Raw genomic sequence first — 21092 nt, 5'->3', positions numbered from 1 at the left:
AATGAGGTATTTAACGGTTATTTGTGCGCTTGTTCCGCCGCATCATCCTCCGGTGCGAGAGGGGCGAGCGTGAAGCTGTATTTCCATTCGTGCGGAGTGATGGTGTACTCGGGATGAACTTGTGCTCCCCAGGTATTGTCACCGCCTACGCCCATCTGCTTGTGGTCGATGTTGAGCCATATCATATCTTTCTTCTGGATGCTTCCACCGTGGCGGCGCTCCATCTGTGAGGGACGGTATTCAATGTCCTCCATCGGGAAGTTCCAGGCGCTTACGCTCAACGGTTCCTCGCCCACTACCAGCAGACCTTCACCGGCAGCATTGCGCAGGGCCACCCAGCGTACGTCACAATGATTGGCCGTCTCTTGGGCACGTACATACGGATGGAATTGTTCCCACACCGTGGCGTTGTAGAGGCCTATCAATGCTCCCGTCTTGCGGTCGGCGTACGTCTCTTGCGGACCACGGCCCAGCCAGGTCATCATTTCATATTCGGCAGGGAGTATCATGCGCATGCCCAGACGAGGCATCTCGCTCAATGGCTTCTTGCCGGGGGTGAAGTGCATGGTTACCTGAACCTTGCCGTCGGGAGTGATTTTGTAGAGAGTCTGCAAATCAGCATCTTGTTCTTCCATGCGGTAGGTCGCAGTGACAGTAGCCGTTTGTCCGGCTTCTGCAACTTCGATGTTCTGCAGTTTGGCATCGCGTCCGGCGTTTCTCCAGGTGCCGCAGCGTATCAGGTGCCCATTTGGAATATCATTATCGGTCAACGGGCGCCAGAAGTTGGGTTGTAGCCCTTCTTTAATCAGATTCTTTCCGGTGTAGTTCAACTCTGTCATTTCACCGTTTCGGGTAGAGAAAGCTACCTGGAAGTTGTTGCCTTTCACGGTCAGTGTTTCGTTGTTGCGGTCTACGGTCAGCGTTCCTTCCACCGGCTGAACGGTTTTGGCTGACGGTGCAGAAGGCAATTCCCATTGTTCGATGGCAACCTCGTGTCCTTTCGGTACTAATGGCGCTTCGTGCTTGGTGAATGCACGCAGTGTGAGGAAATACTCCTTGCCGTCGGCAGGCAGCGCTTTCAGTGGCAATTCTATGTTGGCAGAGTTTCTGGGAGCAATCTTGGGGAAATCCATCTCACCGTTCTGAACGGTCTTGCCGTCGCATTCCACTGCCCAGCGGAGGGTATATCCTTCCAATCCGATGAAATCGTGCCAGTTGGTGACCTTTATCTTGTTCGGGGTGAAGGCAAGCGGTTCGAAGTGGATGTATTGCAATACCTTCTTCACTTCGTAAATGTGCGGGTGCGGGGTGCGGTCGGCAGCAACCAGGCCGTTGGCACAGAAGTTGGAGTCGTTGACGACACCTACAAATCCCATGTCGCCGCCAAAAGCCCAGATGTCGCGCTGGTTCTCGTCCTTGATGGCAAACGTCTGGTCTACCCAGTCCCAAATGAAACCGCCTTGCAGCTGGTCGTACTTATAAATCAAGTCCCAGTAGTCCTGGAAGTTTCCTACGCTGTTACCCATGGCATGGGCATATTCGCAGAGAATCATGGGGCGGGCATCACGCTGGTTCACGTGTTGGCGCAACCTCCAGATGCGTGCGTACATGGGGCAATAGATGTCGCTCTTAGAGTTGTAACCACCCCCTTCGTATTGTACGGGACGGGTGGGGTCTATCTTCTTGGTATAGTCATACAGAGTTTCGAAGTGCTTGCCGTAGCCCGACTCGTTGCCCATGGACCAAGTCACGATGGCGGAGTAGTTACGGTCGCGCGCAATCATACGGCTCATCCGCTGCATGAAAGGCACCTCCCAGTCGGGGTAGTTGGCAAGGGTCTCATCTTTGTGGAACATCATGCCGTGGCTTTCGATGTTGGCTTCGTCTACCATATAGAGGCCGAACTCCGTGCAAAGTTCGTACCATGCATGGTTGTTCGGGTAGTGGCAGTTGCGCACGCCGTTCAGGTTGAACTGCTTCATCAGTTGGATGTCGTGTATCATGGAAGCTACGCTGACGGTGCGCCCTTTGACGGCTTCGTGCTCGTGGCGGTTCACTCCCTTGAAGAGGACGGCCCGGCCGTTAATCATCTGCATGCCGTTCATCATTTCCACGGTACGGAAGCCGAAAAGGTGCGTAAAGGATTCCAGAGGTTTCCCTTGTGCATCAAAGGTGCTGACTACCAGCGTGTAGGTGTTCGGTGTTTCGGCATTCCAGGCTCGTGCATTCGGGAACACTTGCTGCTGGGTAAACAAAGTGTCTGTGGCAGAGGTTATGGACTTTTTCCGGTCATAGATAACCTTGTCCTTGTCCATTACCTTGACTTCCACCGTTTCTCCGGCTTTAGGCCGATGGAGGAATACGTCCAGCTTTAGTTCGCCATCCTTGTAGTTGTTTATCAGTTCCGCTGTCATCCGGAAGTCCTTGACGCGGCTCTGGGGGCGGGCGTAGAGATAAACACTCCGTTCGATGCCGCTGTATTTCCAGTAGTCCTGGCCTTCCAAGTAGGAACCGTCGCTATAACGGAATACTTTTACAGCCAGTCTGTTGTTGCCCTTCTTCAGCAGCTTGGTGATGTTGAAGTGCGACGGCAGGCGGCTGTCCTCGGCATAACCCGCCAATTCGCCGTTTACCCATACATAGTAGGCAGACTCCACTCCTTCGAAATCGAGGAAAACGTCCATGCCTTCCCAACCTGCCGGGATGGTGAACTCGCGGATATAAGCACCTACGGGATTGTAGTCGGTAGGCACGTAGGGCGGATTGGGGGGGAACGGATAACGGGTATCTGTATAGATAGGTGCATCGAAGCCTTGCAGTTCCCAGCTTCCCGGAACTTCAATTTTACCCCACTTGCGGGTACTGAATCCGGGCTTGTGAAAGTCTTTGGGGCAGAGGTCATTGTTCTTTGAAAAAAGAAATTTCCAGGTGCCGTCCAGAGTGATACGGCGTTCCGTTGCAGGATTAACGTCGAACCGTACGTCGGCGGGCAAGGCACGTTGTTTCAATGCGTTGGCTTCATTCGTAAACGGAGTGAAGTGGGCGTGCATCGGTTCTCTGTTCATTTCGTTGACTTGCGGGTTCTGCCACGGCTCGTTGTCGGCCAGGGCACCGGTGCAAAGCAGCGAAGAAAGGAGAAAGGTATAAAGTTTGGTTTTCATTATTAATAGGATTTAGTGATATAAAAATGGCTCTTGTCAGAGACCGGTGTCTGTCAAAAGAGGGTAAAAGCCCTATATCGAGCAGAACAATGTCACCAGGAACGGAACGCTGAAATCGACCACAAACCCGTGGAAGATGGAAACTACGACAAACTGCTGTCCGGCTGTCCGTGTGATGATCGGCAGTGTGGTGTCCATCGTCGTGGCTCCTCCGGCAGAGATGGGGGCAAGGTTTCCGAACCATCGTACCAGCAACGGGGCGGCCAGCAGTGTCAGAATCTCCCGGCTGATATTGGCAAGCAGGGCGATGGTGCCCAGCTCGGCTCCCTTGTATTCGGTAATGAAGATACTGGAGAGCGAGTAATAGCCGAATCCCGAGCCTACGGCCAGACAGTCCGTTATAGAACGGTGTGTCAGAATCAGACTGACGGCTGCCGAACCTGCCAGTGTTCCCAGTATCGTCATGATGGGCAGGAATACCAGTCGCGGATTGAGTGAACGGAAGTTCTTCAGGGTCTGCGGGTCGTTGCCTACGCTCAACCCTACACTGAACATCAGCGCGCAAAGCGCGTAGTAGCTGATATTGGTTTCTGCAATATCAAAAGGCAGCAGATGGCACACACCACAAATCGTACCCAATACAAAAAAGCCCACAATGATAAGACTTCCTTTCATGCCCTGCCTCCTTTCCTTTTATACAAGGCTCTCCAGAGTGCCCAAGCAGCGATAACACTTCCCAAGGTCCCTCCCAAGGTGAGGACAACGGCTTCATATCCGATGGTATGGAGTCCTCTGATAATCTCTTCGTTACTTCCTACCTCAATACCGAGGATAAACAGTAGCAGCCAGATAAGCAGGGTGATGATTGGATGGACCTTCTTTAAGTCCCGTTTCCGTAAGAGGTAGCCCAGCAGCATTCCTGTGAGCATTAGTCCGATGATTGTAAACATTGTCTGTATGGTTTTGTGAATAGATGGAAAGCTGTCTTACCCTCAAAAGCACCTCCTGTTCAAAGAGGGGGAGGCGCTTCTGAGGTTTGACAATTGCAAAATTACTTCATTTCCAAATATCTTTGGTTCTCTTTCACTCCTTTTTCTTGTGCAGGGCATAAGCGGAATGAGAATTCCATCTTACGGGCAGGAATCAGGTATGGTTGATGCGGGTAGGCTCCCCAACTGGTATCTCCACCCACACCCATCTGCTTGAAGTCTATGTTCCAAGTCACCATATCTTTGGGTTGGATGTCTGAGATATGGCGTTGTGACTTGCGTGTGCCGGGTTCATCCAAATCTTCTGTCGGGAAGAGGTAGGCACTGCCGCTGATTGTGGGTGCACCGATAACCATCAGGCCATTGCCTTTCAGATCGGTGAGGCTCATCCAACGTACATCGGTCTTGTTGCCGTTTTCTTGTGGACGGTCGTAGGCGAAGTACTGTTCGGCTACGCTACCTTTGTACAGACCCACGAAGGAAGAACCGTTGCGGTCGCAATAGTTCTCGTGCGGACCTCGACCTAGCCATGCCATTTGGTCGTATTGCTTGTTCAGGGTGATGCTCACACCCATGCGGGGCATCAAAGGTAAAGTGTCGTTGGCAGGAATGAAAGTACAGTTCACATCGAGGCTGCCTCTCGGTGAGAAGCGGTAGCGGACAATGAATTCCGAACCGGCAACTTCTTCGGGCAGACGGTAGTGTGACACTACTTCATAGCCATCTTTGTCGAGCGCTGTTTTCTCCAATGAGGTGAGTTTGGCGCCACGTCCGGCTTCACGCCATGGGCGCAGGGTCTTGTTCATGTCGTTGCCCATGTCATTGTCCGTCACCGGACGCCAGAAGTTGGGACGCAGTGCTTCCTTAATCATCTCTTCCTTGCCTTCCTTGAACGAGCAGAGTGCTCCGGTGGCTTTGTCGAATCCTACACTGACATTTCCGGCAGTGAGGACAAGCAGGGCTTCGCTGTCGGTTGCCGTCACGTTGCCTGAGGCAGCTTTGGGGGTAACAGCCTTATAGAAGGGAAGCTTCACTTGTTCGGCAGCCAATTGTGTACCGGCCTTCAGCAGACCCTCGTCGCGCTTCTGGCTGGCATAGAAATTCAGGTAATATTCTACTCCTTCGGAGGAATGGATGGTGGGGAACTGTGTCCGGAATACGCCTGTCTGTTGGGCGGGCAAATCTACATTATCTATGCGTCCTTGTGCCAATACTTCGCCGTTGCCTTCCAAACGCCAAGTGAAGTCAAAATCATTCAGGTTGGTGAAGAAGAACTTGTTTCTAAGCTCTACCAATCCTTCGTGATAATCGAGCAATCTGAAAGCCATATTCTGGTACACCCGTTTCACTTCATGTATGTGGGGCTTCAATGTGCGGTCTGCGGCAATTAGGCCGTTCATGCAGAAGTTGGCCGAGCTTGGAGTGCCTTCGGGGGCAAGGTCGCCGCCGTAGGCCCAGTAGAACTTACCGTCGTCGGTCTTGTTGTAAAGACCCTGGTCCACCCAGTCCCAGATGTGACCGCCTTGTAGAGAAGGGTACTTCTCGATGATGTCCCAGTAGTCTTGCAGATTGCCCACACTATTACCCATAGCATGAGCGTATTCGCAGAGGATGAGGGGCATGGTGGGCAGATAGAGAGCATGGTTTATCAACACGTCTATCTTCTTGTACATGGGGCAGAAGATGTCGGTGAAAGGACGGTTTTTGCCAGAGTCCTCAGAGTGTACGGGGCGTTGGGAACGGTCGTGGGCATGAATCCAAGCATAGGTGGCTTGGAAGTTACAGCCTGAGCCGGTTTCGTTGCCCAATGACCAAATAATGACGCAGGGGTGGTTCTTGTCGCGTTCAAACATACGTTCTGTACGGTCGATGAAAGCCTTCTGCCATTCGGGTTGGTTGGCGAGGCATTGGTCGGGTTTGTAGCCCATGCCGTGGCTTTCGATGTTGGCCTCGTCCACTACATACATGCCGTAGATGTCGCACAGTTCATACCAGCGCGGGTCGTTGGGGTAGTGGGAGGTGCGCACGCTGTTGATGTTGTTTTGTTTCATCAGTTCCAGGTCGCGTATCATGGAGGCTTCGTCCACTACATGGCCGTGGTAAGGGTCGTGTTCGTGGCGGTTTACGCCCTTGATGTAGACGGGTTGCCCGTTGACGAGTAACTGTGCATGTTTGATTTCCGATTTGCGGAATCCGATGTTGCGGCAGATGTACTGTGTCTGGCCGTTGGCACGCAGTGTAATCATCATCTGGTATAGGTTGGGCTTTTCAGCACTCCACAGCAGGGGCGCTTCGATGTGTTTTAGGAAGTGCAGCTTGTTGTCTTTGGCGCGTTGGCGTTCGGTGTAGATGACTTTTCCCTCTTTGTCCGTCAGGCTCACTTCCACTTCGGCACCTTTTACCTTGGGCGTTTGAGTACGTTGGGAGTTTTGGGCATTGTCCAGTTCCACATAGAGGTGGAAGTCGGCGTCCTTGTACTCGTTGTCGAGGTCGGTCACTACTTCAAAGTCGCGCACGTGGATGTTGGGACGGGCATAAAGGTACACATCACGTTGTATACCGGCAAAGCGCCAGTAATCTTGATCTTCTAAGTAGTAGCCGTCGCTGAACTTGAATACCTGCACGGCAATCTCGTTCTGTCCGGTTACTGCATAGGGGGTGATATCGAACTCACTGGGGGTCTTGGAATCTTGCGAGTAACCCACCTTTTCACCGTTGACCCACACATAGAAAGCTGAGGCCACGCCTCCGAAGTGGAGGACGATTTGCTTGCCTTTCCAGTTGGCAGGGACGTTGAATGTGCGTTTGTAGGAACCTACGGGACTGTTTTCCACGGCAATGAGTGGCGGGTTGCGCTTGATGCCGTAGCCGGCACCTACATAGAAAGGATGGCCATAGCCTTCCATTTCCCAGTTGGCAGGCACTTTGATGTTGCCCCATCCGCTTACATCGTGGCCTTTTTCAAAGAAGTCCATCGGGCGCTGGTCCGAACGGGGAACAAACTGAAACTTCCAGGTACCGTTCAACGACTGAAAATATTCCGATTGACTCTTGTCGTTCTTCACTGCTTTCTCTTTGGTGGTGTAGGCCATGAAGGTGGCGGCAGAAGGCAGACGGTTGATGTGCAACACATCAAAGTTTTCCCAATCGTTGTCCGAGTGAGGATATTTGTCGGTTCTTACGGCGGTTTCCGCTTTCTTGGTGTCGCCCGTCTTGTTCATGGGTGTACCGTCGTACTGTGCAAATGCGCATAACGGTAGCATCAGTGCGAGGGTGCAGATTGAATGTATCTTATTCATATTCGTATGCTTTTAATGATGTATAATCGTTTGTCTTTTCAGACTTTTGAGAGTTGTTTTGCGTGAGAGTTACTCATCGAGCAGCATCTTGATGATACATGCCGAACTCCAGCCGAAGTTAGGCGAATTGAGCGCTTCGCCGGTCAGCGGGTTGTAGTTCTCGTGGATAGGGCCGTCGGTGGTGAGTCCTTGGGCGTTGTTGATGAACTTCTCAGTCAGTATGTCGGCTTCCCGGTCGAAACCATAGTTGCGCAGGCCGGTGATACCGAAGTACACTTGGTCTACCCAGACCGGGCCGCGCCAGTAGCCGCGCACGGGACGCAGGCGAGGATGGCTGATGTCCAAGGTACCCAATGGAAGGGTGGAGTTGAACTTCTGCGGGTCCATCATCTTCTGCATCACCTGTTTGGCCTGTTCGGGAGTGGCGATGCCTGCCCAGAGTGGCAGCCAGCATTCGGCACCCATCACTTTGATGTGCTCGCCGGTATCGATACGGGTGTCGTAGAAGAATCCGGTTTCCTTGTCCCACATCTTTGTCTGTACGAATTCCTTGATGACTTTGGCTTCGGCATTAAGCTGTGCCGCCAGTTCGGGCTTGTTCAGGAGGGTTGCCATTTCGGCGAGGATGGTCTTGTCTACGTAGAGGAACGAGTTCAGGCAGATGTTCTCCTGGTTCATGGACCATGCCTTCTCGCTGTTTTTCTGCATCACGGCATCGTCAAAGCGTACGCCGTTGTCCATGCCGCTTTCCCAACAGGCAGCAATGAGAGTGCCGTCGGTGGAACCGTATTCGCAGATGCCGTTGTGATTGTGGTCGCGCTCGGCATACCACCACTGATGGAACTTATAGAGCTTGTCGAACATTGTTTCGAGGAATTTCTTGTCGCCGGTAGCTTTATACACGTTCATGGCTCCCCAGGCGGCTACGGGCGGTTTGGCATCGCGCCAGTTATTGTATTTCTTGTTGTAGCTGATGAAGTCGGGTACCATGCCGTTATCGGCTTGATAGTCGAAGAGGGTAATCATTTCGCTTTTGGCTATCTCCTCGTTGAAATGTACGTTGCCCGAAGCAATCTTCCAGGAGTCCCACGACCAGATGCCGTTGATGAATCCGTTGTACGACGGGTTGCTGCCGCCATGCAGGATGTCACCGGCAGGGGTGCGGTAGTTGCTGTTTAGGGTCATCATTGCTTTTACGAGTACCTTGCGGTATTTGTTGTCCTTGAGGTACTTGCTGTTTCCGCTCAGCAACGAAGCGATTTGTGCGTTCCATTGCTGTTCGTTTAGTTCAAAGCAATTGTCTATATTCAGCGTTGCTATGGCAGCCAGTTCTTTGGCTGTGTCTTCACCGCGCAGCGTTAGGGTTTGGGTCATCTCCGACTGATAAGTCTTGCCGGGTTCCAGGGTCATTTCACTTTTTTCTGTGACGTGCAGGCTATCGCTCCCCACAGCCTGAATCTTGTCTGCTGTGAGGAATCGGATTACCGTGTTCGTGGAATCTTTGGGGCGGATGAAAGAGAGACCTTTATCTATGCTGCTTACGACAGAGGTAGGCTCGTATACGCCTCCGTTCCAGTCGAAGCTGACCTTTACCGGTTTTTGGCTCATATTCTTCACGATTGAACGTATGGCTACGGAACGTGAGGTGAGGTAGCACAATTCGGTAGTGAAGTTTAAGTTCTCATCGTTGTATTCCTGTATCAGTTTGCCGGGGAGGTATCGGGTGGTCTGTACATTGTACACCATCCTATACTGTTCGCCGTTCACCCACAGCGTAGGTTCGGCGAGTCCGGCAGCTATCCATCCGCGTCCGGTCATGACCATAGGTCCCATGAAAGCACCGGCATGGCGACGGTTTTCGTTGTCGGGCAGTGAGTATGCCATCCAAGCACCTTTGTCGGCAAAGACGTAGGCATCCCAGTCTACGGCTCCGGCGGGAGTGTTCTTTATGTTGATAAGATTACAGAAGTCCGCTTGCTTGGATAAAAGCGGTTCTGAAGAAGTGGGAGCTTTGACGCACGAGGTCAGTATGCAGGCAACGATGCCAGTCAAAGCGATGTTTTTATTTGGATGTCTCATGGTAAATTAAGTATATGATGAAATGAAGTCTTGAAACAGAGAGTTCTATTAAAAGCAATCTCTATCGGATGGGATCCCGTTTCCGGCATTTCGCTTCCGATAGAGACTGAGTTGTAGGGTTATCGGTTATTTTGTGTAACCTTCGTTTTGCACCCAATCAGGATTCATCAGGAATTCTTTGTGAGGGATAGCGAGTCTGATATGCTTGGTCGATATGAAATTGCTTGCGAAAGGCTTTTCATGACTCTTAAGTGCGTCTTCCACAATGCCCCAACGGATGAGATCATACCAGCGTGAGCCTTCGAGAGCCAGTTCGCAAGGACGTTCCACATCCTGCAGGTGCTTCAGCACTTGTTCTTTACTTAGGGTGTCGGACAGTGGCGTTACGTGTACACGGTCACGTACTTTGTTGATGTATTTGATGGCTTCTTTAGAGTTTCCTTCATCGTTCAGACACTCGGCATAGAGCAACAGGATGTCCGCATAGCGGATGAGGGGGATGTTGAAACCGGAATAATCCCAGTAATCACCCAATGACTTGTCGTAAGTCACATATTTGCGCCAGTAGATATTGTCTTCTTGGTGGTAATCACTGAATCCTTTGCCGTCTTCGTAATAGAACGGACGGGATTTGGGATCGTCGAAAATGATAGTCTCATACAATCGGTCGCTGTATTCCCCATCTTCGGTGAGGTCTTTCTTCAGTGTATTGAATAACCATTTGGACGGATATGCTTCCTCGTATGCGCCACAGCCACTGTCGGGACCCAAGTGCAAGGTAAAGAGATTGTATTCGTAGTGCCCGCCTTCCAGACTTCCGGTGAACTGTACTTCAAGGATGGATTCCTTATTGTTCTCGTGTAGTCCGTTGAAGTTGTCGCCATAGTTCTCCATCAGTTCATATCTGTGACTGTCAATGACTTTCCAGAATTCTGTTTTGGCTTTGGCCTTTTCGCCGATGAACATATAGTATTTGCCTAAGAGTGCTGCGGCAGTATATTTAGTGACGCGTCCGGCCATGTTTGTATTCCATTTTTCGGGAAGGTTGGCTTGACATTCACTCAGTTCTGTCTCGATGAAAGTCTTCAGTCTGCCGGCTTCTACCTGAGGAGGATAGAATTCCTCTTCGGTACCTTCGAGTTCGTGCTCGAACATTGGTAGTCTTTCACCGAAGTTGATGAAGAGACGGTAGTAGTAGAAAGCTCTCAGAAAACGTGCCTCGGCAATACTGGTCGCTTTGGTCTGCTTGATGCCTTCGTCATCGTTGTCGGGCACATTGGGAATGTTGTCCAGACACTGGTTGCAATAGTTGATGCTGGTATAGAGGTTGGTCCATTCATCGTTGGGCACGTAGTTGGTCGATTCGTTGTTGTACATGGCCAGTTCCATCCAGGCGGTCACGTCGGGGCGGTAGTCCAGCTCGTCGCTGCGGTAGTTGTCTATCACAATGTAGCGTTCGAAAGGTTGCGCCCATTCGATGGTAGGCTGTAGTCCAGCGTAGGCTGCGGTAAGTCCTTTGAGGATGTCGGATTCGCTCTTCCAGAAGTTTTCGGGGTCCAGTGAGTTGGGGTTTCTGTCTTCATCCAGGAAATTTCCGGTACATGAAGAGAGTGCCAGGCCTCCTAAGACTGAGGCGCACAATAATATATTCTTTAATTTCATAATCATCTTTTTTAAAGTTTTGGTTCAATTAAAATCCGAATTTAATACCGGCCATGAAAGTGCGGCATAGAGGTGATGAAGCATAGTCGTAACCCATGCGGTCAATACCACCGTTGGTAGAGGGGTCATAGCCACTGTAACCGGTGATGGTAAAGATGCGTGTACCACCTACATAGAAACGGAGGTTGCTGATGCCCAACTTACCACAAACTGTAGCAGGCAGGTTGTAGCCCAGTTGCAAGTTGTTCAGGCGGAAGAAGTCGCCTCGTTCGATGAAACGGTCGGAAGTGCGAGCATTCTTGTTCGGGTCGCCGTATACGGCACGTGGAATGTTGGTGTTGGGGTTCTCCGGAGTCCATGCTTTCAGTGCGTTTCTGCCATAGTTGAACTTGGTATCCATACGTTCCAATTGATATTTGGTATAGTTGTAACGGTCTACACCGAGGTCACCGTAGAAGTTGGCTACCAAATCGAAGTTCTTGTAATTCAGTGTTACGTTGAAGCCGATAGAGGCCTTGGGGCAACCGTTGCCCAGAAGCTTCTTGTCATCGCTGTCCAGCATGCCGTCACCGTTTTGGTCTACGAAGCGGAGGTCACCGGGTTCTGCGTTGGGCTGCATGGGAATCCAGTTGCCTTTGCTGTCCTTGCGTCCGTGTGATTCTTTCCAAAGTTTGGCTTCTGCTTCATTTTGGATGATGCCTGCGGTTTCGTAAGCCCAGAATTCACCGAAGTAACCACCCACGTAGGTACGTGAAGCACCATATTCGTACATATAGTTGGGGTCTGCCATTGATTTCAGTTTACTCTTGAAGTGGCTCAGGTTGAAGTCAAGGTCATACTTGAAGTCCTTACCTGCATTACCGTGGTAAATCAGTTGCATTTCCATACCGGTGGTGCGCAGTTCACCGTCGTTCACCGTCAGTGCACCGTAACCGGTAGACAGACTGATGTTCTTTTCGGAAAGCATGTCCTTGGTGTCCTTGATGTAACCTTCAATCGAGAATTCCAGTTTGTTGTTCCATAGGCTCATGTCCACACCGATGTTTTTGTAGAAGGTAGTTTCCCACTTGATGTTCCTTGAGGGGAGGCTACGTACTGCATATCCCTGGTTTACGACTTTGCCGTCGAAGGGGTAGTTGATGTTGTCGGCGTTGGAGTCCAATTTGGGAATGTAGAGATAGAGAGGTACCGATTGGTTACCGAGGGCGCCGTAGCTCATACGCAATTTGAAGGAGCTGACTGTTTCTTTCATATCTTCCCAGAAAGGTTCGTTGGCAATGTTCCAGCCTACTGATACAGAGGGGAAGAACCCCCACTGGTTACCGTCGGCAAAACGTGAAGAACCGTCATAGCGGAACGAGGCCATTAACATGTAGCGCATTTTCCAACTATAGTTCACACGGCCAAATACGGAACGCAAGCCGCTACGGGTCTTTTCACCTTGCACACCATAGTCTTTGCGTGCCTGGCCCAGAATGCCCATGTCGTTGTTCTCGAATTCGGAACCCGATGCACCCAATAGGTCGTAAGTGCTTTCTTCTTGTGAAGCTCCCAGCAGGAAGGCGAAGTCGTGACTGTCTTTGATGGTGAAGTTGTAGTTGGCAGTCAGTTCCAGCAGGTCGTTGACGCTTCTGGTGCGGGTCTGTGATAGTGAGGCGCTTTCGTTCCACTTCATGGCACCCAGTTCGTAAGTAGGTTTGAATACGCGGGTTTCGCGGAAAAGGAGGCTACGGCTTGCTTGTGCCTTGATTACCAGTCCCTTGATGGGCTCATATTGCAGATAGCCCGATCCTTTGATGTAATCTGTGGCGCGGGTGTTCTCAATCAGGTTATTATAACCTACCATGTTGGCAGCATCGCTCATGTTCATGCCGGGGATGGCACCACCGTATCCGCCGTCACAATTCTCGTCATACAGACGTGCGATAGGTTCCATGTTGGTCACTTGGTATATGCCGGGAAAACCTGAGTTGGCTTCCATTTCCGATTCCCAACGGCTGTAGTTTACTGATTCGCCCACTTTGAACTTGCCGCGTTTCATGTCTGAGTTTAAGCGGAAGCCATATTTCTCGTCACCCGTGCCGGTCACGATGGCTTCGTTTTTTGAATAGAATACGGACAAAGCTACGTTGGCATTCTCACTGCCACTAGTGTACCCCACATTGTATTTCTGTGTGAAGCCGTTGCGGTAGTATTCGTCCTGCCAATCGGTGTCGCCAAACTGTGTGGGGTCTTGCTCATAAGCCGCAATGTAAGCAGGCCAGTTTTTGGGGTTTTGACCGGCGTTTGTACGGGCCATCTTTGCCATGTGGATAAATTCTTCGGCATTGCAGACATCCAGTTTCTTGGCTATCTGATCCACTCCCCAATAAGCTGAGAACGTGATTTTGGGTTTGGATTTGGTACCACGGTAAGTCTCAATCAGGATAACGCCTGCGGCGGCGCGTGCTCCGTAAATAGCGGCGGTGGCAGCGTCTTTCAATACAGACATTGACTTGATGTCTTCGGGGTTCAGAAAACTCATATCACCCGGAACGCCATCGATAATTACCAACGGAGAGTTGTCTGTTCCATAAGTGGTTACACCGCGCACCTGCAGGCTGGGAGTGGAGCCGGCGGCACCGCTACCATAGTTAACTATCAAACCGGGAGCCATACCCTGCAGGGCAGTTTCGGCATTAGCGGTAGGTATGTTGTTTAGTTTATCGCCCGATACGGAACTTACCGAACCGGAAACATCCGATTTCTTTTGTGTGCCATAACCGATAACGACTACTTCGTCCAGTAGTTCGGTGTCTTCTTTCAGCACCACTTTCAATTCCTTGCGACCATTGAGGGCGATTTCTTGTGGAGCATAGCCCACGTAAGAGATAATAATAGTGGCTTTTGGGGAAACGCTGAGGGTAAAGTTACCGTCGATGTCAGTGATTACTCCATTTGTTGTTCCTTTCTCTAATACACTGGCTCCGATGACGGATTCACCGGAAACATCGGTTACGGTACCGTTCAGCTGAATGTTCTGTGCCAATGCGCCCATAGGCAGCATAAAAGCAAAGAAGAGAAGTAGCTGAATGACTCTTTCTTTGTAGTAGTTACTTTTACTCATTTGAATAAGTTTTTAAGGTTAATACTATTGGTTTTTCACAATACTAAATTAAGCTTCATAAACAGGAATTGCTAATGAATGTTATCTACAAGCAGACTACAAGAGAGGGATATTCTTTGTTTTATTATCTACAAATAGTTTTGTAAGTATTTGATAAATAGGAGTAAATGAGATATTCTATATCTACAAAACTATATCCACATAAACTTTTCCCGATTTACATTAATTATTGAGTTGCGCAAGTAAACGGTGATTAGATGAAGAAGGAAACCAACTCTTTTAGAAATATCAAGCAACTCAAGTTTCGCAGGTCTTTTATAATCATTGATAAACAGTAGTATCTCAACTCTCCTCCCCGGAGGAGAGTTGAGATACTACTGTTTATCAATGATGTCCCTTGCAGATGGTTTGCAGATGTTTTATCTGCAAGCCATCTGTAAAAGAGGAAGTCGAGTATAAGACGGATGACATTCATATCTTATCTCTTGCAAAATACGGATAACTTATTAGTTCATAGTGATGAACACTTTGTTTCTGCAGTACAAAACACTTCGTTCATGTAGTATAAAACGTTTTGTTTGCACAACATAAAACAAGGTGTTTATATAGTATGAAACAAAGTGTTCACTATAATGGAACAAAGTGTTCGCCCTAATGAAACACATTGTTCTACACGTCGAAACAAACCGTTCTGTGTGTTGAAACAAGCGGTTATATTGGGGGAAACAAAAAGAAAGCTGTCTTTTCCTGATTTCACTAGACACTTTTTTTCTTTATAAACGCCATTAGTAGACGGTTCTTTCATTTGCATACTGATACAGTAGTCCCTTCTTCCGGACTTGCGAGCCTATGCTTACTTGTTCGATGCCTTGTTTCTACTGAGACAAAGTGAGAGCAAACTTTACCCTCACCTTTTTGAAATTGCCCTTACTCACCTCTGAAAGTCCGATGAATAAAGACTTTTAGGTAAGCAGTGAGGGCGGTGAGGGTAGAAATGCAAAATAAATATTTTCAGCCTTGAGCCGGGTTATATATTCTGTAGATAGTCGGTTAGGTCTTCTTCGGAAGAGAGGTTGAGGGATTTGCGCAGGCGGTATCGGTTCATATTGATGGTTTTGGGGGTGGTGCCGGTCAACATGGATATTTCTTTGGTAGACAGGTTCACCCTTAGCAGGGTGGCAAGATATTTCTCGCCTTGTGTCAGTTTGGGATGAATCGCTACCAGTCTTTGGAGGAATTCATTGCTTTTATCATCGATGTTTGTCAATAGGGCACTGTTGGTTTTGTCTCCGCTTTGGCTCTGGCTGATGAATGCGTTGATTTTCTTCAGGTGGGGCGTGATGGCTTGCGCGTCCATCTTATATCCTTCTTTCACCATTCCGCGTATTTTGTCCAGCAGTTCATTGCGGCTTTTCAGGAATACGGCGAAGCTGGTTGCCTCCTGCCGACTGGTAGCCAGGGCATTGTGTACATTTTGAAGTTCCAGCTCTTGCTGATGCATCTTCAGTTCGGCCACTTCTTTTTCGGACAGTTGCAATTGGTAACGTGCTTCTATCAGTTGCAAATCTTTTCGGCGTTTATACCATTTATATAGAAAGATGCTGAAAGCTATTCCCAGAATAAGTACGCTGCCCAAAAGCCACAAATTGCGTTTCAGTAGCTCTATCTTGTAGGTTTGTTCCTGCATTTCAGTGGCATATTTTTGGTCTTGGTATCTTTTATAGGAAATTTCCTGCTCGATGTTACGTAGCTTGTTGCTACTTTGCAGTTCCTTGCCCAGGTGGTACCTCTTGTCCAGATACTTATAAGCTTGGGCATAGTCACCTATAGCTGCATATACCATGGACGAATATTCGTAATTGTCGCAAATCAGTTCGCGGGCTCCGATGTTGTGGGCATACTCGTAGGCTTTATGCAAGGCTTCCAAGGCTTTGGAGTATTGCTTGTCATAGTAATACTGTTTCCCCATGTTGTTGTAGTTTTCGCCAAGAGACCATTGGGCGTCCAGATTCTTGTTGATGGTGATGGCTTCCTGGATGAAAGAAAGTTTCTCTTCCGTATTTCCCCGGTACAGACAGAGGTTGTTCAGGTTGGTTGCAATCTCTTTCAGGTTTCGTTGGGCACGGTTGATGGCCAGCGCACGCTGGAAGAAACGCTCGGCAACGGTAAATTCACTCATGAAGTGGTGCATTACTCCACGTTCGTTATAGCATCCGGCCACAGAGGTGGAATCGCCGATGGATTTGAAGATGGAGGTTGCTTTGTCGTTCAGTTCAATGGCTTTGTTGTAATCGCCTAGTTTGCTGTATACACGCCCCATCAAGGAGCAGAGTTGTGCCATTTGTTTTTTGTTGGTGGGATGGATATATTTTTGGGTGTCATAAAGATTCTTGATACTTAGGTCGAAGTTCCCCAACAATTGTTCGGCTTGACAGTAGAGAATCATGGCTTGTGCGCGGACCTCACTGGGCTCATCTTCGGGAAACAAGGCAGAAGCCTGAGCTGCATAGTAGGAAGCTTGTTTGGGGTTGTTGTACAGGTATTTCTGTGCTTGGTCAATCAATTTCTGTGCTTGCTGCATGTCTTGAGCTTGCAGTGGGGCAGCTGCTGACAGAAGACATACGAGTAGTAGACATAGGTTTTTCTTCATGGCATCGTCTTGTTTCTGCAAATTTAATTAATTCTTCTTAGAAGTCCGGTTTCCCTCCAAAAAGATTTATCTTTGTGCCTCAAAGATAGCGATATATATGTTATTACCTTATTTGAATAAAGATTTGATAGAGGCAGGATGCGATGAGGCCGGTCGCGGCTGTCTGGCCGGTGCGGTCTATGCCGCTGCTGTTATTCTGCCAACGGACTTTAAGAATGAACTTCTGAACGACTCCAAGCAGCTGACGGAAAAACAACGCTATGCCTTGCGTGAAGTGATTGAGAAAGAGGCTCTGGCATGGGCGGTGGGCGTCGTCTCTCCCGAAGAAATTGACAAAATCAATATTCTCAATGCCTCCTTTCTTGCCATGCACCGTGCTGTTGACCAACTGAATGTCCGTCCGCAACATCTGCTGATAGACGGCAACCGCTTTAAAAAATATCGGGACTTGCCGCATACTACCGTAGTGAAAGGAGACGGGAAGTATCTTTCCATCGCTGCCGCCTCCATTTTGGCAAAGACCTATCGTGATGACTACATGAACCGCCTTCACGAGGAATATCCGTATTATGACTGGAATCGTAACAAGGGGTATCCCACCAAGAAACATCGTGCCGCCATTGCTGGGCGGGGCACTACACCCTATCATCGCTTGACGTTCAATCTCTTGGGGGATGGGCAGTTGTCGCTGAACTTCGGACAATGATGCTGTTTAGAACCACTTAATCCTTCTGAACCATACGAATGTCACTGCTGATAATATTGCCGACAAAAGTATGATGAAAATAAACGCGTGCGGAAAACTCTCCAGGTGGATGTCCACATTCATGCCGTAGAAACTGGCTATCAACGTGGGAATCATCAGTGTAATGCTGAGGCTTGTCATACGTTTCATGATGGCATTCACATTGTTGGAGATGATGGAGGCGAAGGCATCCATGGTTCCCGTCAGAATATCACTGTAGATGTTCACGGTATTGTATGCCTGCTTCAACTCGATGACCACGTCTTCCAATAATTCCAAATCCAGATAATTGGTGTCCTGAAAGATGTTTTTCAGCCGTCCTATCATCACTTCATTGCCACGGATGGAAGTGTTGAAGTAGACCAGCGTCTTCTGCAGCTTCATCAGTTGCAGGAGGTCTTCGTTGCGGATGCTTTTCTCCAGCTCTTTTTCGGCGGTGGCCACATCGTTGTTTATCTGTTTCAGATACTTCAGGAACCAGACGGCGGAAGAGTAGATGATTCGCAGAATCAAATCCAGTTTATTGTTGACGACTATGTTCTTCCGGCGTGTGTGCTGGATGAAGTCCGGTATCAGCTCCGTGTGGTGATAGCAGACAGAAACGATGATTCCGTCATTGGTGATAATGCCGATGGGCACGGTGATGAACGGCACGCCGCGTTGGTTGCTCTGCATCGGGATGCGGAGGATGGTCAGCAGCCAGTTGTCTTCTGTTTCCGTACGCGGGCGCTCGTCCACGTCGGCTATGTCTTCCAAGAATGATTCGGGAACTTTCAGCTCTTCGGTAAGGAATTTGAAATCATCGTTGTCCGGGCATTCTACGTTGACCCAGCAGTTGGGTTGCCATTCGGCCTTTTCAGTGAAGCCGTTTTCACTGTAGAGATACTTTCTCATTGTTTGCCTCCTTTCAGGTTGGAACAGAGGCATTGCAGTCAACGTCTCCGTTCGTTTTATTGGTGAATACTATTGCACGTTCGTGGGTTTGAATCGTCCATATTTCTTGTTTTTTATTTTTTAAGCGTGGCAAAAGTACATAAATCATTTGAAACAGTACGCTTTAACGGCTGTTTTTTGTACCTTTGCAGCGCAAAAACAGGTTCCTACTATAAAGAACGTTTGTATCATACAAAAAGATTATACAATTAAATTCGATTAATATTATGAGTAAGAAAGCCCTTTTAATGATTCTTGATGGCTGGGGCATCGGCGATCAAGGCAAAGATGATGTGATTTTCAATACACCTACTCCGTATTGGGACAGTCTGTTGGCAGCTTATCCGCATTCCGAGCTTCAGGCAAGCGGTGAAAACGTTGGTTTGCCCGACGGACAGATGGGTAATTCTGAAGTAGGTCACCTCAATATCGGTGCCGGACGCATTGTTTACCAGGATTTGGTGAAGATTAACCGTGCTTGTGCCGATGGCAGCATCCTGAAGAACAAGGAAATTGTTTCTGCTTTCTCATATGCAAAGGAAAACGGCAAGAATATCCACTTTATGGGACTGACCAGCAACGGTGGCGTGCACAGCTCTTTTGACCATTTGTTCAAACTCTGCGATATTTCCAAGGAATACGGTATCGAGAATACCTTCATCCACTGTTTTATGGACGGTCGTGATACCGACCCGAAGAGCGGTAAAGGATTCATTGAACAGTTGACTGCCCATTGCGAGAAGTCTGCCGGCAAGATTGCTTCCATCGTGGGACGTTTCTATGCAATGGACCGTGACAAACGTTGGGAACGTGTGAAGGTTGCTTACGATTTGTTGGTAAACGGTGAAGGCAAGGTTACTACGGATATGGTCCAGGCTATGCAGGAGTCCTACGACGAAGGCGTTACGGATGAATTCATCAAGCCGATTGTGAACGGTGGCTTCGACGGTACCATCAAGGAAGGTGATGTTGTAATCTTCTTCAACTACCGCAACGACCGTGCCAAGGAATTGACCGTTGCCCTCACCCAGCAAGATATGCCCGAACAAGGCATGCAAACCATTCCGGGCCTGCAGTTCTACTGCATGACTCCGTATGATGCCAGCTTCAAGGGTGTACATATCCTTTTTGATAAGGAGAATGTACAGAACACATTGGGCGAATATCTTGCTGCCAATGGCAAGACCCAGCTGCACATTGCCGAAACAGAGAAGTATGCACACGTGACTTTCTTCTTCAACGGTGGCCGCGAGACTCCCTACGATGCTGAAGAGCGCATCCTGGTTCCTTCTCCGAAGGTTGCCACTTACGACTTGAAGCCTGAAATGAGTGCGTACGAGGTGAAGGACAAGTTGGTTGAAGCTATCAAGACCCAGAAGTTCGATTTCATCGTGGTGAACTACGCCAATGGTGATATGGTGGGACATACCGGTATCTACGAAGCTATCGAGAAGGCAGTGAAAGCCATCGACGAATGTGTGAAAGACACCGTTGAGGCTGCCAAGGCAAACGATTATGAAGTAATCATCATCGCCGACCACGGTAATGCCGACCATGCTCTGAATGAGGATGGTACTCCGAATACTGCCCACTCTCTGAACCCCGTTCCTTTCGTTTACGTTACTGCAAACAAGGACGCCAAGGTTGAGAACGGTGTATTGGCTGACGTAGCTCCTTCTATCCTGCATATCTTGGGTATGGAGCAGCCGGCTGAAATGACTGGTAAGGATTTGATTAAGTAAGGCGTCAAAGCCGTAACAATATTTAGACGCGGATTATACGGATTCCACGGATGCTCTTAAAGTTGAGTCTGTGCAATCCGGATAATCCGCGTCTTTTTTCAATAGAACGATTATGATACAGATTGGTGATGTTGTGGTTTCTTTCGATGTTTTGCGCGAGAAGTTCTTGTGTGACTTGGGTGCCTGCCAGGGGATTTGCTGCATTGAGGGCGATGCCGGTGCTCCCGTAGAGCTGGACGAGGTGGAGAAACTGGAAGAGGTGCTTCCGCTGATTTGGGACGAGCTTTCTCCCGAAGCCCGCACCGTGATAGAGGAGCAAGGTGTGGTCTATACCGATTGTGAAGGTGACCTGGTGACTTCTATTGTGAACAACAAGGATTGTGTCTTTACCTGCTATGATGATAAAGGCTGTTGTTATTGCGCCATCGAAAAGGCTTACCGTGAGGGTAGGACCAACTTCTACAAACCCATATCCTGTCATCTCTATCCGATAAGGGTGGGGAACTACGGACTCTATAAGGCAGTGAACTATCATCGTTGGGATGTCTGCAAAGCCGCTATACTGTTGGGGCAAAAGGAAAATCTGCCCGTGTACAAGTTTCTGAAAGAGCCGCTTATCCGTAAGTTTGGTGAGGACTGGTATGCAGAGCTGGAATTGGTAGTGGAAGAGATGAAAAAACAAGGAATCCTATAGTTCTTCCGTGCGGAGACGAACCTCTTCTTTGG

At 49.1% G+C, this 21092-nt stretch carries 12 protein-coding genes; 3 read left to right on the top strand and 9 right to left on the bottom strand.

Annotated features, from left to right (window positions below):
- Positions 1-17 precede the first annotated feature (17 nt).
- From DW039_RS07260 to DW039_RS07225, 8 genes are all read right to left on the bottom strand, one after another.
- On the bottom strand, positions 18-3161 hold the full coding sequence (locus DW039_RS07260; RefSeq protein WP_117704099.1) for a glycoside hydrolase family 2 TIM barrel-domain containing protein: 3144 nt from the start codon (positions 3159-3161) through the stop codon (positions 18-20).
- A 72-nt stretch (positions 3162-3233) separates the two neighbouring features.
- A complete protein-coding gene (locus DW039_RS07255) occupies positions 3234-3836 on the bottom strand; it encodes a lysine exporter LysO family protein (RefSeq protein WP_005830487.1) in 603 nt (200 codons plus the stop codon).
- Positions 3833-4111 carry a LysO family transporter gene (locus tag DW039_RS07250; protein WP_016272434.1) on the bottom strand — a complete coding sequence of 93 codons (279 nt, stop codon included), beginning with the start codon at positions 4109-4111 and terminating at the stop codon, positions 3833-3835. The genes DW039_RS07255 and DW039_RS07250 overlap by 4 nt, the downstream gene beginning before the upstream one ends.
- 101 nt (positions 4112-4212) lie before the next feature.
- Complete coding sequence (locus DW039_RS07245) at positions 4213-7449, bottom strand: glycoside hydrolase family 2 TIM barrel-domain containing protein (RefSeq protein WP_117704098.1); 3237 nt, start codon at positions 7447-7449, stop codon at positions 4213-4215.
- A gap of 69 nt (positions 7450-7518) precedes the next feature.
- Positions 7519-9528 carry a trehalase family glycosidase gene (locus DW039_RS07240; protein WP_044467897.1) on the bottom strand — a complete coding sequence of 670 codons (2010 nt, stop codon included), beginning with the start codon at positions 9526-9528 and terminating at the stop codon, positions 7519-7521.
- 126 nt (positions 9529-9654) lie between these two features.
- The gene (locus tag DW039_RS07235; protein WP_005834532.1) at positions 9655-11190 is read right to left on the bottom strand and encodes a RagB/SusD family nutrient uptake outer membrane protein; all 1536 of its coding nucleotides are present in this window, start codon (positions 11188-11190) and stop codon (positions 9655-9657) included.
- Between the two features lie 28 nt (positions 11191-11218).
- A complete protein-coding gene (locus DW039_RS07230) occupies positions 11219-14296 on the bottom strand; it encodes a TonB-dependent receptor (RefSeq protein WP_119958260.1) in 3078 nt (1025 codons plus the stop codon).
- A gap of 1027 nt (positions 14297-15323) precedes the next feature.
- Positions 15324-16946 carry a tetratricopeptide repeat protein gene (locus DW039_RS07225; protein WP_008662676.1) on the bottom strand — a complete coding sequence of 541 codons (1623 nt, stop codon included), beginning with the start codon at positions 16944-16946 and terminating at the stop codon, positions 15324-15326.
- A 97-nt stretch (positions 16947-17043) separates the two neighbouring features.
- Here DW039_RS07225 and DW039_RS07220 point away from each other — a divergent pair, with 97 nt between their 5' ends.
- On the top strand, positions 17044-17652 hold the full coding sequence (locus DW039_RS07220) for a ribonuclease HII (protein ID WP_120381829.1): 609 nt from the start codon (positions 17044-17046) through the stop codon (positions 17650-17652).
- 6 nt (positions 17653-17658) lie between these two features.
- On the opposite strand, the gene DW039_RS07215 is transcribed toward DW039_RS07220, so the two are convergent.
- A complete protein-coding gene (locus tag DW039_RS07215) occupies positions 17659-18585 on the bottom strand; it encodes a magnesium transporter CorA family protein (protein WP_005834540.1) in 927 nt (308 codons plus the stop codon).
- Between the two features lie 266 nt (positions 18586-18851).
- On the opposite strand from DW039_RS07215, the gene gpmI reads away from it, so the two are divergent.
- Both gpmI and DW039_RS07205 read left to right on the top strand, forming a co-directional pair.
- Positions 18852-20366 (top strand): 2,3-bisphosphoglycerate-independent phosphoglycerate mutase, encoded by a 1515-nt coding sequence (gpmI, locus tag DW039_RS07210; protein ID WP_120381828.1) that lies wholly within the window; start codon positions 18852-18854, stop codon positions 20364-20366.
- Positions 20367-20478: 112 nt separating this feature from the next.
- Positions 20479-21060 (top strand): DUF3109 family protein, encoded by a 582-nt coding sequence (locus DW039_RS07205; protein WP_005830425.1) that lies wholly within the window; start codon positions 20479-20481, stop codon positions 21058-21060.
- Positions 21061-21092 lie beyond the last annotated feature (32 nt).

The organism is Bacteroides sp. AF39-16AC, from assembly GCF_003602735.1.
Lineage (GTDB): Bacteria > Bacteroidota > Bacteroidia > Bacteroidales > Bacteroidaceae > Bacteroides > Bacteroides uniformis.
Note: the sequence above shows the minus strand (reverse complement) of the source record. Positions and strands in the feature narration are given on the sequence as shown.